Origin of the sequence: Brevibacterium gallinarum (assembly GCF_014836885.1) — a bacterium.
In the GTDB taxonomy this organism is placed as follows: domain Bacteria; phylum Actinomycetota; class Actinomycetes; order Actinomycetales; family Brevibacteriaceae; genus Brevibacterium; species Brevibacterium gallinarum.
Genome location: NZ_JACSPY010000003.1, coordinates 135,895 through 151,452 on the forward strand (window position 1 = coordinate 135,895; position 15,558 = coordinate 151,452).

The following is a 15,558-nucleotide window of genomic DNA, read 5'->3' on the forward strand; positions in this document are numbered from 1 at the left end:
GGCTGTGGGCATGGATTTCAAGGGACTTGCCCGCCGGGCCGTCAACCGTGGAGTGCGCGGTGGAGTCGGCTTCGTCAGCCGCAAACTGGCCGATCCGCGCACGCGCCAGGCGATCGGCGACGTCATCGGCGGTAAGGAACCGGCCACCGTGCTGCGGGAGTACCGCGATTCGAGCCGCGCCGAACGCACCGACCGTGCCCGCCGGGAGCGCCACCAGGCACCTCGGGAACGGAAGAAGAAGGGCAGCGACTCGCGCAGCGAATACGCACCTGCTGCGAAGGCACAGCGGCAGCGGCCCAAGCAGAGCTTCCCGCGCCGGCCCTCCGGCGGGTACCCCGGTGACTACACCGGCCCGATCCGGCCGGTCTACACCCCCGATCTCGACGGCGATGCTGATCCGGGTGAGATCGTGTGGGCGTGGGTGCCCTATGAAGAGGATCCGTCCAAGGGCAAGGACCGTCCGGTGCTCATCATCGGCCGGGAGGGCCGGTGGCTGCTCGGGCTCATGCTCACCAGCAAGGACAACGTTCCCGGTGCGGTCGGTGACGTCCATGAGACCGAACATGCCCGCTACATCAACATCGGAACCGGTGAGTGGGACGACGCGGGCCGGCCCTCGGAGATCCGGCTCGACAGGATCGTGCGGATCGAAGACGGTGCGGTGCGCCGGGAGGGCGCGATCATGCCGATGGGGCTGTTCTCCCGCGTCGTCGACGAAGTGCGAAACGCCTAGTGCTCGTGTAGAATCGGTCGCTGTATGTTCACCGTTGGTGTGTGTCTCACCAGTGGTCGGGTGAATGTACACTCGCGGCTCTGACAGCCTCTGTGTTTCCCCGCAGTGCTGTGGCGAGCAGTGAGCAGCCCTCACGACCATGAACAGTGACGAACACGAAAGAGTGTTGGATTTGGCAAACATCAAGTCTCAGATCAAGCGGAACCTGACGAACGAGAAGGCTCGCCAGCGCAACCGAATTGTGCGCACCGAGGTGAAGACCGCTGTGCGCGCCGTGCGCGAGCATGTCGAGGCCGGCAACGCTGATGAAGCGAAGGCCGCCTTCCAGAAGGCTTCCCGCAAGCTGGACAAGGCTGTGTCGAAGGGTGTGCTGCACCGCAACAACGCGGCCAACCGCAAGTCGAAGCTTGCCAAGAAGGTCAACGCGCTCTGATGCGCTGACCGCACTGGCTGAGGGCCGGGGATCCGATTCGGATCCCCGGCCCTCATTCGTGTGCCTGGGCCTTCGCTGCTGCCCCGGCCGGGATCGGGGCGGCTCAGCGCACCCGCGACTGCTGGCAGATGAAGGTCACGAGCCGCTCGAGCGCGAAGACGGGGTCACGGCCGCCGCCCTTGACCGCGTAGTCGGCTTCGGCGACTTCGATGAGGACGCGTCCGAGTGCGACATCGTTCCAGGAGCGCATCTCACGCCTGGCCCGATCGACCTGCCAGGGCGCCATCTTCAGCTCAGAGGCCAGCTGCTGCGAGCTGCCGGAGATGCCTTCGACACGGGCCATATTGCGCACCTTCATCGCGATCGCTGCGACCAGCGGTACCGGGTCTGTGCCGGTGGCCAGGGCGTGGCGCAGCAGGGTCAGCGACTCTGCCGTCCGCCCGGCGACGGCGGCATCGGCGACTTTGAATCCGGTCGCTTCGACCCGGCCCCCGTAGTAGGCGTCGACGGTCTGTTCGGTGATCGGCCCCTCGGTATCGGCCAGCAGCTGTTCGATGCCGGCGTTGAGTTCGGAGAGGTCGGCTCCCAGCGCGTCCATGAGGGCGGCGAGCGCACCGGATGAGATCTCGCGTTTGGCGGCGGCGAACTGCTGCTGGGCGAACGCCTGCTTGTCGCCCTCGCTCTTGAGTGCCTGCGCGTCGACGCGCGGGTAGCCGGCCTTGTCGATGGCGGTCAGCAGCTTGGAGCCGCGATTGCCTCCCGCATGTTTGAGCACGAGAACGGCGTCTTCGTTGACCTCTGCGACGTAGTCGAGGGCGTCGGCGAGGAAGGCGTCGTTCATCTGCGCCACACCGTCGACGATGACGAGTTTGCGTTCGGAGAACAGGCTGGCACCGGCCACCAGTTCGAGGGATCCCGGTTCGTATCCGGCGGCATCGAGATAGGAGGTCTCGAGATCAGCGGCCTTCTGGCAGGCGGCCACGATCCGGTCCTGGGCTTTGCGGATGAGCACCGCTTCGGGCCCGGAGATCACGACGACCGGGGCGGGCTTGGCCCGGTTGTACGGGATGAGGGACTTCTTCTTCGCTGCCACGCCTCTACCCTAGTACGAAGCTCGGACAGCGTGAGCTGACCCGTCGGTGTGCATCGATGACGATCGAACCGCATTCGTCGGTGCGCAGCACCGGGCTGGCTCCGAAGGCCGCCAGCGCTCGGGTGGTCGGATGGCCGTAGGGGTTGGCCGCTCCCACGGAGATGACGCCGAGTCCGGCATCGGCAGCGTCGAAGTACGTCTCATCCAGGTCGGCGGAACCGTGATGCGGTGCGGCGAGCACGTCGGCCGGCTTCATCATCGTCGCCAGCTGTCGCTGTTCCTCTGCGCCGATGTCACCAGGGACGATGACGCTCAGCGCGCCGGCCTGAATGTGCACGACAGCCGAGCGGCTGTTCTCGTCGCCATGTGCCGGACCAGTGGTTGCCGGCGGCCATAGGATCGTCCAATCCACGGTGCCGAATTGGAATCGCTGTCCCGCACTGACCGGGATGCGCGGCGCATCCGGGAAGGCTCGGGCGATCTCCGCCAGAGCCGGGTCGCGTCCCGCTCCGGCAGGAAAGTACACGGTCGCAATCTCCCGGCCGAACCCGGTGCCGGCGTAGCCTGCGAAGTGATCGGCGTCGAAGTGGGAGATCAGCAGGTGCACCCGCTGGTCACCGGTCCGGTCGAGGCAGATGTCGATGAGCTCGTCGTTGTCACCGGTGTCGATGACGAACACATCGTCACCCGGCAGGCTGATGAGGGTGGCACTGCCCTGGCCCACATCGCAGAACATCGCTGCCCAGTCCGCATCGACTGGAAGCCGGACACCGGGAACGAGGAGCCCGGCAGTCAGCGCGGCGACGAGCAGGCCGGCACCGACCCGGCGGAGGATGCGGTATTCGAGCACGACGAGGCAGAGTCCTGCCAGGATGACGCAGCTGAGCCCGACGCCCAGCAGGCCTGCCGGCCACGGCAGCTCGGAAGCTGGCAGGTCGGCGAATACCCGCGCCAGGCGGGCGATCCACCAGGCACTCCAGTTCGCCGGTGCCACGATGATGCTGCCGATCCAGCTGCCGCCCGGCAGCAGACTGCAGACAAGCACGCCCATTCCGAGCAGCGTGGCGGGTGCGACTGCTGGTGCGGCGAGCGCATTGGCTGGCACCGACCACGCAGAGATGGTGCCGTCGATGCCCAGCAGCACCGGTGTGACACCGGCCTGGGCGCTCAACGGCACCGCGAGCGCCGTTGCCACCGCCCGGGGCAGCCCCCAGGATGCAAGGCGGTCACTCAACGGCCGGCCCAGGATGATGAGGGCAGCTGTGGCGCTGACGGAGAGGTGGAATCCCACTGAGCCTGACAGCCCCGGCTGGTAGACCAGCACGACGATGATGCCGGCGGCCAGCAGCGCCAGGCTCGCCGTTCGGGTTCCGCGCAGCATCGCCATCGCTCCGACCAGGCCCATGGCCGCAGCCCTGGTCACTGAGGGTTCAGGACCGACGATGAACACGTAGCCTGCGGTGGCGGCAGCCGCGAGGATGATGCGCACCACCCGCAACCGCACCGCGAAGCCGGTCACCCAGAGCACCGCGAGTGAGACGATCGTGATGTTCGCCCCTGAGACTGCAGTGACGTGGCTGAGCGAGACGGTGCGCATCGCCTCGGTGAGGTCATCTCCGACGTGCGAGACGTCGCCGATGACGAGGCCGGGCAGCAGCCGGGCTCCGTCGTGCGCGGTTCCAGCCGTGCCGGCAAGAAAGCTGCGCATGCGGGCGCGCAGCTGCCAGACGGGTCCTGGCGGTGTGCGAATCTCCGGGCTTCCGCGGATAAAGGCAATGGTCTGGGAGCCGCTGATCTCAAGCTCGGCCCGCACGGTCGTCTGGGTGCCTGCGGCTGGCAGCGGAGTGGGGCTGATCGCTGTGGCAGGCCCGAACCGGGTGCGGATCTGCGTGCGATAGCTGCCGGAGCCGGTTGCGTGGGACTCAGCGGCGATGAGGGCCGGACCGCTGTAGAGCGTCGTCTCCGTCGGCTGTGCGAGGCGGGCGGCCCCGATGAGCGCGCAGACCGCCCCAGCGAGCAGTGCCGTGCTCAGCAGCCAGCCGGTCAGCTGGGACCGTCCGCTGCCTGTGGTGCGCTGGCTCATGAGCACGACGGCAGAACCGCAGGTGAGACCTAAGCCGACCGTCGCGGTGACGTCGGCGGGCAGCAGGCCGGAGGCGGCGAGCCATCCGAAGACGGCGGCGCCGAGCAGGCGGTGCAGTCCGGCTCGATGCAGCACCTGTGCCCGGAGATGGGCTGCGGCGGCCGACAGCAGTCGGCGGATTCGGCTGTGCCGGTGCACCTGCGGGCTCATCCGACTGTGATGTGCTCGCGCAGCCGCGCCAGCGTCGCATCTCCGATGCCGTGGACGAGCACCAGATCCTCGACTGAGCCGAAGGGCCCGTGCTCCTCACGATGCGTGATGATGGCCTGGGCGGTGGCAGGGCCGACTCCGGGCAGCGTCTCGAGCTCTGCTGCGGTGGCCCGGTTGATGTTCACTTTCGCATTCGCCTGCGGTCCCGCCGGGTCGGATCCCGCTCCGCTGCTGGCAGACTGACCAGCGTCCTGGCCACCGGCTTCATGGTGCTGCGCGGCTGGTGGGCTGTGGCGGTCGGGCACGATGATCTGCTCTCCATCCTCGACGAGGCGGGCGAGATTCACGCCCTCGGGCTGGGCATCTGGGCTCAGGCCCCCGGCGGCCTCGATTGCGTCGATGACCCGGGCGCCTCCCTGGAGCCTCACGACCCCAGGTTCAGCGACAGCGCCGACGACATGGGCGGTGACCTCCTCGGCGTCGGCGCCCACCTGCACGGGAGCGTCGGCAGCGCTTGACTCCCCAGCACCGTCGGGGCTCTGCGGTTGCGCTGTCGGTGGTTCAACGCCGGTGCTGGGTTCAGGTGCGGTGGGGTTGCGCAGCAGGACGAAGCCCGCGATTCCCACGACGGTGATGACGACGATGGCCACGATGATCCACCGGCGTGGAATCGGCCGGTTGCCCGGCAGGAGCGCCAGGATCTCGGCATCGTCGGCCGTGTCTTCGTCGGCCGCGTCGTCGTCCTCGGCCTCAGCCTGGGCGGTGACATCTGCCGGAGGCCTCAGGGGCCACCGGTGGCGCAGCGGGCGGTCCCGGGAAGCGAGGCTGGTGCTGGGTGTCCAGCCGTGCTGTGCGGACCGGGTGAGCATATCTGCCAGCCGGTCATCCGGTGATGGAGCCATACGCGCACGCTAAGCGCGCTCGCTGTTCTGCGAACCGGATTCGCGGCAGGGTGTGGACGCCGCGCGGCGTCCACAATGCCCAGGGCGCCGGTGTGAGCTGCGCTAGGGAGTGGTCTGGACAACCAGTCCGGTGCTGCCCGGACCGACATGCGCGGTCACGACCGTGGAGAGCACCGCCTGGCGGAACTGTGTACCCGCCGGAAGGTCAGCTTCCTGCACGGCAGCGGCGAGACGGTGGGCAGTCTCGGAGGCGTCGTCGAAGGTGGCCTCGGCGTGGAGCAGGACCACTTCCTGCCCGCGTTCGGGGTAGAGCTCACTGAACTCGTAGGCCGATTCGGTCACGAGGCTGATGACCCGGTCGACGGCCCGCGCACGGGTGCGCACGCGGGCCAGCGGCGTCACCGTTCCCTCGCGCAGACCGAGCACGGGTGTGATCGACAGGGCTCTGCCGACCAGCGTTGATGCGGCTCCGATCCGGCCGCCGCGGCGCAGGTATTCCAGCGAGTCGGGCATGAAGAACGTGCGCGTCTCGGAACGGCACCAGTCGGTGACCTCTCCTGCCAGGCTCTCGACGGGAACCTGACGTTGGGCACCGGCGACGGCAAGCGCCACAGCGCCGGCCATGCCGGCCGACGTCAGCTGGGTGTCGACGACGTGCACGGGCACAGGTGCCTCATCTGCTGCCTGCTGGGCTGAGGAGTGCGTGCCTGACAGCAGGGCTGACATCGTCAGCACGAGCACCGCTTCGGCACCGGCCTCGGCCATGTCCGAGATCACGGTGCTGAACTGCTCGGGACTGGCCAGAGACGTCGTGACCGACAGGCCTGATGCCATCCCGGCGCAGACCTCGGTGGCGGTCCACTCGCTGTCCGCCCGCGAGTCACCCCCAATCGTGACACTGAGGTCGACGGTGGCGAACAACCCGCCGAGGCGCTCGGAGTATGCCGCGACGGTGTCGGCGTCGATGTTCGCGGTGGAGTCGCAGATGACAGCCAGAGTCGTCATGGCCGGCCCAGTGCCCGATACGTCCAGCCGGCCTCACGCCAGACAACCGGGTCGAGGACGTTGCGGCCGTCGACGATCGCCTGCTGCCTGACCAGCGCGGCGCTCTCCGCCGGGTCGAGGCTGCGGTACTCCTGCCATTCGGTCAGCAGCAGCACCGCATCAGCGCCGGTGAGCGCGGTCTTGAGATCGGTTTCGTATTCGAGGTCGGGGAACATCGCCCGGGCATTGTCGACCGCCTGCGGGTCGGCGACCGTCACGACGGCACCCTGCAGGGCGATGAGACCGGCGACGGCCAGCGCCGGGGAGTCGCGGACGTCGTCGGAGTTCGGCTTGAACGCAGCGCCGAGGATCGTGATGCGCTTGCCGATGAAGGAACCGTCGACGACTTCCCGGGCGAGGTCGACCATGCGCACGCGGCGGCGCATATTGATGGAGTCGATCTCACGCAGGAACGCAACGGCCTGATCAGCGCCGAGCTCTCCGGCCCGGGCCATGAAGGCTCGGATGTCCTTGGGCAGGCAGCCGCCGCCGAAGCCGAGGCCGGCGTTGAGGAATTTGCGCCCGATCCGGTCGTCCATGCCGATCGCGTCAGCGAGCTGGGTGACGTCGGCACCGGCCGCCTCGCAGAGTTCGGCCATGGCGTTGATGAAGGAGATCTTCGTGGCCAGGAAGGAGTTCGCAGCGGTCTTGACGAGCTCTGCGGTCGCGTAGTCCATCACCAGGCGCGGGGTGCCGGAATCGACGATCGAGGCGTATACGTCGTCGAGGACCTCGGTGGCGCGTGCGCCGGCTTCGCCCTCGGGTACGCCGTAGATCAGCCGGTCAGGTGAGACGGTGTCCTCGACAGCATGCCCTTCTCGCAGGAATTCCGGGTTCCAGGCCAGGGCTGCACCGGTGCCTGTGACCTGTTCGGCCAGCCTGGCGGCGGTGCCGACCGGGACTGTGGACTTACCGACGACGAGATCGGTGTCGTTCAGGTGCGGCAGCAGGGCCGCGACAGCGGCGTCGACATACGTCATGTCGGCTGCGAACTCGCCCTTCCGCTGCGGGGTGCCGACGCAGATGAAGTGCACATCGGCGCCCGCGGCCTCGGCGACGTCGGTGGTGAAGGCGAGGTTGTCGCTGGTCTGCGCCCGGGCGAGCAGGTCTTCCAGTCCCGGCTCGAAGAAGGGTGCCTCGGCCCGGCGAAGGGAGTCGATCTTGCGTTCGTCGACATCGATGCCGACGACGTCGTGGCCCAGCGATGCCATGGCCGCAGCGTGAACGGCTCCCAGATATCCACAGCCGATCACCGAGATCTTCGCCATCGTGGTGTGTTCCTCACTGCTTGTCGCACGACCGGTCAGTGAACTGGCAGGGTGGCCGCCGTGAGTATGCTGAACCGACCGATCTTCTTCCGTTCACAGCATAGATGTTCCCCGTCTGAAAGCAGGAATTCGATACCCTGGAGCGGTGAAGCGATTCGGTGATTTCCTCCTCAATACGCCCGCCGCCGCTGCGGCCGCCGGCGTGCTCGTCATCAGCCTGGTGCTGTTCCTCATTCCGCCCCTGCACAGCGCGGCCTGGGTGATCGGGATTGTGACCGTCCTCCTGGTGGCCGTCTGCCTGCTGTTCATCGGGGTCAAGTGGTGGCAGGACCAGCAGCGCATCGACCGGCTCAACGCCGAGATCGCCGACGCTTCGAAGACCTTCGCTTCGGTCGGGCTGAGCCCAATCGAAGAGGACGAGGACGAAGCTGCTGACACGACGCGGGCCAAGCGAGTCCTGGAGCTGTTCCCCAAGGATGCCGGACTCGTGCAGCATATGCGGCTGGCCAACGGATTCAGCACCCTCGACCCGCAGCTGATGGAGCCGCTGCGCACGTTCCTCGACGAGTTCAAGAAGACCAGCTTTGAACAGCAGAGCATGCACGCCGCATTCATGGACGTCTACCGCGCCGGCAAGAGCTTCGACTCATGGGTGGCCGAGGAGACCTACATTCCCGACGCCGCACTGGAGATCAAGCCCGGCGACATCCGCGAAGGCGGCTGGCACGAGTTCAGCGCCGCCCGCGATGCAGGCGAACAGAGCATGGACGCGTTCCTCAACAGCCTGCGCGATTTCGAGCGCACAGCGCTGGAGACCCGCACCGTGTGAGGCTTGAGACCCGCACCGTGTGAGTCAGTGGCGGATCCACCAGCCGTCTGCCGGGGCGACCGGCATCCGGCGCTTGTGCTCGCTGGCCAGGAACAGGTCCTCGATCCGCTCAGCTGCCGCCGGGGAGACCTCCCGGCCTTCGAGGTAGGCGTCGATGTCGGCGTAGCTGACACCGAGCGCATCCTCGTCGGTGCTGCCCGGGGTCTCATCGAGCAGGTCGGCGGTCGGGACCTTCTGCCACAGCCGCTCCGGGGCTTCGAGGTGCTGCAGCAGAGCCGCTCCCTGCCCCTTCGTCAGCCCGGTCAGCGGGGTGACGTCAGCGGCACCGTCGCCGAATTTCGTGAAGAAGCCGGTGACCGCCTCGGCGGCATGATCGGTGCCGAGGACGAGACTGGAGCGCTGCGCGGCGATCGCGTACTGCACGAGCATCCGCTGGCGGGCTTTGACATTGCCCTTGTTGAAGTCGGTCATCGCCTTACCGGCAGCCGCATTGAAGGCCTCGACGGTGGCGTCGACGGCGCCGGCGATGTCGACTGTCAGTGACACGTCGGGACGAATGAACTCCATGGCGGCCTGTGCGTCCTCTTCGTCGTGCTGCACCCGGTAGGGCAGGCGGACGGCGCAGAACGTCGCGTCCACTCCCCTGCGGCGCAGCTGCTCAGCGGCCAGTTGGGCGAGCCTGCCGGCCAGCGTCGAATCCTGGCCGCCGGAGATGCCGAGCACGAATCCCTTCGTCGCCGTCGATAGGCAGTAGTCGACGAGGAACTGCACGCGGGTCCCGATCTCGGTCGCCGGGTCGATGACCGGGCTGACCTTGAGAGTCGACCGGATCCGTTCGGACAGTGCGCTCATGGGTTCCCTTTCCAGCCGGTGCCGGGCACCAGCTCGATCAGCGTCTCGCTCAGTTGTCCGGGACGATGTTGACAAGCTTCGGTGCACGCACGATGACCTTGCGCACGCCGGCCCCGGCCAGCGTCCGCTTGGCACCGTTGGACTCCAGTGCCAGCTTCTCCAGCTCTTCGGCTGAGATATCGGGCGAGACCTCGAGCCGGTCGCGGACCTTGCCCTTGATCTGCACGACGCAGGTCACAGTGTCCTGGCCGAGGTACTGCTCGTCGGCGACCGGGAACGGCTCATAGGTGATGGTCTCGGTGTGGCCGAGGCGCTCCCAGATCTCCTCCGCGATGTGCGGGGCCAGCGGGGACAGCATGATCGTCAGCGGTTCGATCACCGCCCGCGGGCTCACGCCCTGCTTCGTCAGATGGTTCGTCAGCACGATGAGCTTGGCGACAGCGGTGTTGAACCGCATGTCCTCCATGTCGTCGCGCACACCGGCGATCGTCGTGTGCAGCACGCGCAGCGTCTCACGGTCCGCAGCGTCGTCGACGACGGCGAGCTCGCCGGTGGTCTCGTCGACGATGAGGCGCCACACGCGCTGCAGGAACCGCTGCGAGCCGACTACGGCACGGGTCTCCCAGGCGCGGGAGAGCTCGAGCGGGCCCATCGACATCTCGTAGAGCCGGAAGGTGTCGGCACCGTAGGCATCGTAGATGTCATCGGGGCTGACGGAGTTCTTCAGCGATTTGCCGATCTTGCCGTACTCGCGGTTGACCTCTTCGCCGGCATACCAGTAGGTGGCAGTACCGGAGTCGTCGAGTCGCTCTTCGACCTCTTCGGCGGGCACGTAGACGCCGCGCGAGTCGGTGTAGGCGTAGGCCTGGATGTAGCCCTGGTTGATGAGCTTGTGGAAGGGCTCATAGGAGCTCAGGTGCCCGAGGTCGTGGAGCACCTTGTGCCAGAAGCGCGAGTACAGCAGATGCAGGACCGCGTGCTCGACTCCGCCCACGTAGAGATCTGCACCGCCGGAGACGGCATTCTCTCGCGGGCCCAGCCAGTACTCCTCGTTCGCCGGGTCGATGAGCTGCTCTTCATTCGTGGGGTCGGCGTAGCGCAGCTGGTACCACGAGGAGCCGGCCCAGTTGGGCATCGTGGAGGTCTCGCGGCGATAGGTCTTCGGCCCGTCCCCGAGGTCGAGGGTGACATTGACCCAGTCGGTGTTGCGGCCCAGCGGCGGCTCGGGCTTCGAGTCGACGTCATCGCTGTCGAAGGTGCGCGGCGAGAAGTCAGGGACCTCGGGCAGGGTCACCGGCAGCTGCTCGGCCGGCAGCGGGATCGGGGTGCCGGCTTCGTCGTAGACGACCGGGAACGGCTCGCCCCAGTAGCGCTGGCGGCTGAACAGCCAGTCGCGCAGCCGGTACTGCGTGGTCGCCTCGGCCAGACCGCGTTCGGCCAGCCAGGAGATGACAGCGTCCTTGGCCTCGCCGACGCCGGCGCCGTTGATGTCGATCTCGTCGTTGGCGGAGTTGATCTTCACACCCTCGCCGGTGAATGGCTGGTCCTCGTCGTGGTCGTCTGCCGGCTGGACGGTGCGGATGTAGGGCAGTTCGAAGGTCTTGGCGAAGTCCCAGTCGCGGACATCCTCGGCAGGCACGCCCATGATCGCGCCGGTGCCGTAGCCCATGAGGACGTAGTCGGCGACGAAGACCGGGATGTCCTCGCCGGTGGCGGGGTTGGCCACCCAGGTGCCGGTGAACACGCCGGTCTTGTCCTTGTTCTCCTGCCGCTGCACCGAGGTCATGGCCGCCGCCTGTCGCTGGTAGGCGGCGATCGCCTCGGCTGGGGTGCTGCCCTCACCGCGCCACGCTGCGGGAACAGAGTCGTCCCAGGATTCGATGGTGACGGCCTCGACGAGCGGATGCTCGGGGCTGAGCACGAGGTAGGTGGCGCCGAAGATCGTGTCAGGGCGGGTGGTGTAGACGTCGATGCTGATGTCGTCTCGGACTGGGAAGGTGATCTGTGCACCGGTCGAGCGGCCGATCCAGTTGCGCTGCATGGCCTTGACCGCCTCGGGCCATTCGACGGTGTCGAGATCGTCGATGAGGCGGTCAGCGTAGGCGGTGATACGCATGTTCCACTGCCGCAGGCGGCGGGTGAAGACCGGGAAGTTGCCGCGTTCGGAGCGGCCTTCTGCGGTGACTTCCTCATTGGCCAGCACGGTGCCCAGGCCGGGGCACCAGTTGACCGGGGAATCCGACAGGTAGGCCAGACGGTGGTTCTGCAGCACGTCCTCGCGTTCGGCAGCGGAGAGCTGTGCCCACGGGGTGCCGGTTCCGGTGTCACGGCCGGCCTCGAACTGGGCGATGAGCTCGCTGATCGGGCGGGCGGCACCGCGCCCGCCTCCGGCCTCGGGGTCGTACCAGGAGTTGAAGATCTGCAGGAAGACCCACTGCGTCCACTTGACGAAATCGTCGTCGATCGTGGCGAACGAACGGCGGGCATCGTGGCCGAGGCCCAGCCGGCGCAGCTGTCGCCGGTACGTTGCGATGTTCTCCTCGGTGGTGTCCTTCGGGTGCGCTCCGGTCTGCACCGCGAACTGCTCGGCTGGCAGGCCGAAGGCGTCGTAGCCGAGGGCGTGCATGACGTTCATGCCGTTCATCCGCTGGAAGCGGGCGTAGACGTCGGTGGCGATGTAACCCAGCGGGTGCCCGACGTGCAGGCCCTTGCCCGAGGGGTAGGGGAACATGTCCATGATGTAGGCGGTCTCGCTGCCTTCGGCGGTGGCGCCGCGGCGCGTGCTGGCCAGATCGCCGACGGGGTTCGGCGCGGCGAAGGTCTCCTCGGCTTCCCAGCGGTCCTGCCACTTCGCCTCGAGCTGACCGGCGAGCTCCGCATCGTAGCGGTAGTCGACGGTGTTCGAGCGCGAATCGGAGGTGCTCATGGATGTGCCTTTCGGAGTTCGGGTGCAGGTCGGCGCCAGCGGCGCAATGCAAGCATTCTACGTGCGTGCCGCACCCGGTGCCACACGGTCCCAGCACCGCTCTCCGGCGGCTTCGAGCCATCCATCGCAGAGGAGTGCTCCAGGACACATGCGTGATAGTTTTGAGGCTGAGATCGGCGCTGAGAGCTCACGCCGATCATGCCTCTGCAGCAAAGCGCCCTAAGGAGATGTGCCCAATGGCCGAGACCATGATGCAGTCCGTCACCCCGGTGAGTGGATTCGAGTTCGATCCGGAACCGAACCTTCCGGCCACGCTCATCACCCGGGCAGCGCGGGACCCGCATGGCATCGCGCTGTCGCGGCAGCAGAACGGCGAGTGGATCGACGTCACCGCGCGGGCCTTCCTCCACCAGGTCGAAGCGCTGGCCAAGGGACTCATCGCCGCGGGTGTGCAGCCGGGCCAGCGGGTCGGCATCTTCGGCTCGACCGCATACGAGTGGACCCTGGCCGACTACGCGATCTGGTTCGCCGGCGGCGTCACCGTCCCCTTCTACGACACCTCGTCTCGTGACCAGCTGGCCTGGATGCTCGAGGACGCCGAGGTGTTCTGCGGCTTCGTGCAGTCCGAAGACCACGCACAGCGCATCCGCGAGGCCTTCGGCGATGTCGAGGCGCTCGCCGATCGCGAGCCGACGATCTGGATCTGGACCGAAGACGGCATCGCCGGCCTGCTGCGCGACGGTGCGGACATCAGCGATGAGGAGCTCAAGGAGCGCAGCAGCTACGCAACCCAGGACGATGTCGCCACCCTCATCTACACCTCGGGAACCACCGGCCGTTCGAAGGGCTGCGTGCTCACCCACGGCAACTTCGTGCTCACCTCCCAGGCCGTCATCCATCAGGCCGGAGAGATCATCAGGCCCGGCGCCCGCTGCCTGCTGTTCCTGCCGCTGGCCCATGTGCTCGCCCGCTTCATCCAGGTCGTCACCATCCAGGGTGACGGCACGCTGGCCCACGAGGGCGATCTCAAGAAGCTCACCGACGCACTCGGCAGCTTCCGGCCGACCTTCATCCTCGGTGTGCCGCGCGTGTTCGAGAAGGTCTTCAACGCCGCCCTGTCGAAAGCCGAAGCCGGCGGCAAGCAGAAGATCTTCCGCGCCGCCGAGGCGGTGGCCGTGCGCTACTCCCAGGCCCTCGACGCCGGCCGGGTGCCGCTGACGCTGCGCGCCCAGCATGCGCTGTTCGACAAGCTCGTGTACTCGAAGCTACGCGAGGTCATGGGCGGCCAGGTCACGCACGCGATCTCCGGCGGCGGGCCGCTGGGTGAGCATCTCGGCCACTTCTTCCGCGGCGTCGGCCTCATCGTGCTCGAAGGCTACGGCCTGACCGAGACCACCGCCCCGGTGACGGTCAACATCCCGGCGAAGTCGAAGATCGGCACCGTCGGCGTGCCGCTGCCCGGCTGCGCGGTGGCCATCGCCCCCGACGGCGAGGTCCTCGCCAAGGGCGTGTGCGTCTTCCGCGAGTACTGGAAGAACCCTGAGGCCACCGAGAAGGACTTCATGGACGGCTGGTTCGCCACCGGTGACATCGGCGACCTCGATGAGGACGGCTACCTGCGCATCACCGGCCGGAAGAAGGAGCTCATCGTCACCTCGTCGGGCAAGAACGTCGCACCGGCCCCGATCGAGGACGCGCTGCGCCGCCACATGCTCATCCACCAGCCGGTGCTCATCGGCGACAACCGCAACTTCATCTCAGCGCTCGTCTTCCTCGATCCGGAGATGCTGCCGACCTGGCTGGAGAACCACAGCCTGCCGAAGATGGACCTCGAAGAGGCCTCAGCGCACCCAGACGTCCACGCCGCGATCGAGAAGGCCGTCGAACGCGTCAACCGGAAGGTCTCGAAGGCTGAGAGCATCCGCGCATTCCGCATCGTCCCAGCCGAGCTGACCGAGCAGAACGGCTACCTGTCGGCCAAGCAGTCGGTCAAGCGCCACCTCATCGACCAGGACTTCGCTGACGTCATCGACGACATCTACGCGTCGTCGAACGGCCAGAGTCACTGACTGTCGCACCGGCGGCGCGCATCCGAATGCGCCCGCTGTCAGGGGCGGCTGCATCCCACCGATGCAGCCGCCCTTTAGAATGTCCATATGAGTGATGATCGCAGCACAGGGACGAAGGCATCCGGCTCTGCAGCCGCCAACGGCAGCACGGAGGATTTCGAGCTCACTCCTGAGGGTGTTCCCGATTTCGCCAACGAGATCGATGAGATCCGCGAGCTGTCGAAGAAGCTCAAGTCCCGCTCAAGCGACTCTGAGGCCTGGAAGCACGGCTACCCGTATGACCAGAAGCTCTCCCGGCGCCGCTATGAGCGTGAGAAGCGCCAGCTGCAGATCGAGCTGCTGAAGATGCAGACGTGGGTGCGGGAGACGAAGCAGAAGATCGTCATCATCTTCGAAGGCCGCGATGCCGCTGGCAAGGGCGGGGCGATCAAGCGCTTCACCGAACACCTGAATCCGCGCGGCGCACGCGTCGTCGCCCTGGAGAAGCCCACCGAGCGTGAGACGACTCAGTGGTTCTTCCAGCGCTACGTCCAGCATCTGCCCGCCGGTGGTGAGATCGTGCTGTTCGACCGCTCGTGGTACAACCGCGCCGGGGTCGAACGGGTGATGGGCTACTGCACCCCGACGCAGTACCTGGAGTTCACGCGATCCTGCCCGGAGTTCGAGAACATGCTCGTGCAGTCGGGCACGCACATCATCAAGTTCTGGTTCTCCGTCGGCCGCGAGGAGCAGCTGCACCGGTTCGGCGCGCGCCGGACCGACCCGATCAAGCAGTGGAAGCTCTCCCCCACCGACCTCGCCAGCCTCGACAAGTGGGATGCCTACACCGAGGCGAAGAACGCGATGTTCTTCTACACCGACACCCCGGCCGCCCCGTGGACGGTTGTGAAGTCCAACGACAAGAAGCGCGCTCGTCTGGAAGCGATGCGCTTTGTGCTCAACCAATTCGACTACCCGGGCAAGGACCAGCGGGTGGCGCGGGCGGCTGATCCGCTCATCGTCGGCTCTCCACGCGACATGTATGACGATGGCGAAACTCCGGCCGACACGTTTCCCACGACCCTCAGCGGGGACTAAGCTCATTCACATAGCTCCTCATCAGAGCCGCAGAACCAG

12 protein-coding genes are annotated in these 15,558 nt (G+C 67.1%); 5 read left to right on the forward strand and 7 right to left on the reverse strand.

Going from position 1 to position 15,558, the window contains the following annotated elements; translation table 11 throughout:
- The first annotated feature begins 10 nt into the window (after positions 1–10).
- Together H9634_RS04785 and rpsT are read left to right on the forward strand one after the other, a co-directional pair.
- A complete protein-coding gene (locus H9634_RS04785) occupies positions 11–733 on the forward strand; it encodes a type II toxin-antitoxin system PemK/MazF family toxin (protein WP_191725614.1) in 723 nt (240 codons plus the stop codon).
- A 172-nt stretch (positions 734–905) separates the two neighbouring features.
- Positions 906–1,166, forward strand: coding sequence for a 30S ribosomal protein S20 (gene rpsT, locus H9634_RS04790; protein WP_191725721.1), 261 nt, complete (start codon positions 906–908; stop codon positions 1,164–1,166).
- Between the two features lie 103 nt (positions 1,167–1,269).
- Here rpsT and holA read toward each other — a convergent pair whose 3' ends face one another.
- From holA to H9634_RS04815, 5 genes are all read right to left on the reverse strand, one after another.
- Positions 1,270–2,259, reverse strand: coding sequence for a DNA polymerase III subunit delta (holA, locus tag H9634_RS04795; protein ID WP_191725615.1), 990 nt, complete (start codon positions 2,257–2,259; stop codon positions 1,270–1,272).
- A gap of 4 nt (positions 2,260–2,263) precedes the next feature.
- Complete coding sequence (locus tag H9634_RS04800; protein ID WP_318245001.1) at positions 2,264–4,540, reverse strand: ComEC/Rec2 family competence protein; 2,277 nt, start codon at positions 4,538–4,540, stop codon at positions 2,264–2,266.
- 8 nt (positions 4,541–4,548) lie between these two features.
- Complete coding sequence (locus H9634_RS04805; RefSeq protein ID WP_207948798.1) at positions 4,549–5,454, reverse strand: helix-hairpin-helix domain-containing protein; 906 nt, start codon at positions 5,452–5,454, stop codon at positions 4,549–4,551.
- A gap of 102 nt (positions 5,455–5,556) precedes the next feature.
- Positions 5,557–6,459, reverse strand: a complete 903-nt coding sequence (locus tag H9634_RS04810; RefSeq protein WP_191725617.1) for a DegV family protein — start codon at positions 6,457–6,459, stop codon at positions 5,557–5,559.
- Complete coding sequence (locus H9634_RS04815) at positions 6,456–7,766, reverse strand: UDP-glucose dehydrogenase family protein (protein WP_191725618.1); 1,311 nt, start codon at positions 7,764–7,766, stop codon at positions 6,456–6,458. Before H9634_RS04815 ends, H9634_RS04810 begins: the two co-directional genes overlap by 4 nt.
- 145 nt (positions 7,767–7,911) lie before the next feature.
- Between H9634_RS04815 and H9634_RS04820 the strand changes: the two genes are divergently transcribed.
- A complete protein-coding gene (locus tag H9634_RS04820; protein ID WP_191725619.1) occupies positions 7,912–8,595 on the forward strand; it encodes a beta-ketoacyl-[acyl-carrier-protein] synthase family protein in 684 nt (227 codons plus the stop codon).
- A 24-nt stretch (positions 8,596–8,619) separates the two neighbouring features.
- Here the strand turns inward: H9634_RS04820 and nadE are convergent, their stop codons facing one another.
- Positions 8,620–9,447 carry an ammonia-dependent NAD(+) synthetase gene (nadE, locus tag H9634_RS04825; RefSeq protein WP_191725620.1) on the reverse strand — a complete coding sequence of 276 codons (828 nt, stop codon included), beginning with the start codon at positions 9,445–9,447 and terminating at the stop codon, positions 8,620–8,622.
- A gap of 49 nt (positions 9,448–9,496) precedes the next feature.
- Positions 9,497–12,373 carry a leucine--tRNA ligase gene (gene leuS, locus H9634_RS04830; protein WP_191725621.1) on the reverse strand — a complete coding sequence of 959 codons (2,877 nt, stop codon included), beginning with the start codon at positions 12,371–12,373 and terminating at the stop codon, positions 9,497–9,499.
- Positions 12,374–12,609: 236 nt separating this feature from the next.
- Between leuS and H9634_RS04835 the strand changes: the two genes are divergently transcribed.
- Together H9634_RS04835 and ppk2 are read left to right on the forward strand one after the other, a co-directional pair.
- Positions 12,610–14,442 carry an AMP-dependent synthetase/ligase gene (locus H9634_RS04835; RefSeq protein ID WP_225210592.1) on the forward strand — a complete coding sequence of 611 codons (1,833 nt, stop codon included), beginning with the start codon at positions 12,610–12,612 and terminating at the stop codon, positions 14,440–14,442.
- An 87-nt stretch (positions 14,443–14,529) separates the two neighbouring features.
- Positions 14,530–15,519, forward strand: a complete 990-nt coding sequence (gene ppk2 / locus H9634_RS04840; RefSeq protein WP_191725622.1) for a polyphosphate kinase 2 — start codon at positions 14,530–14,532, stop codon at positions 15,517–15,519.
- The last annotated feature ends 39 nt before the right edge of the window (positions 15,520–15,558 follow it).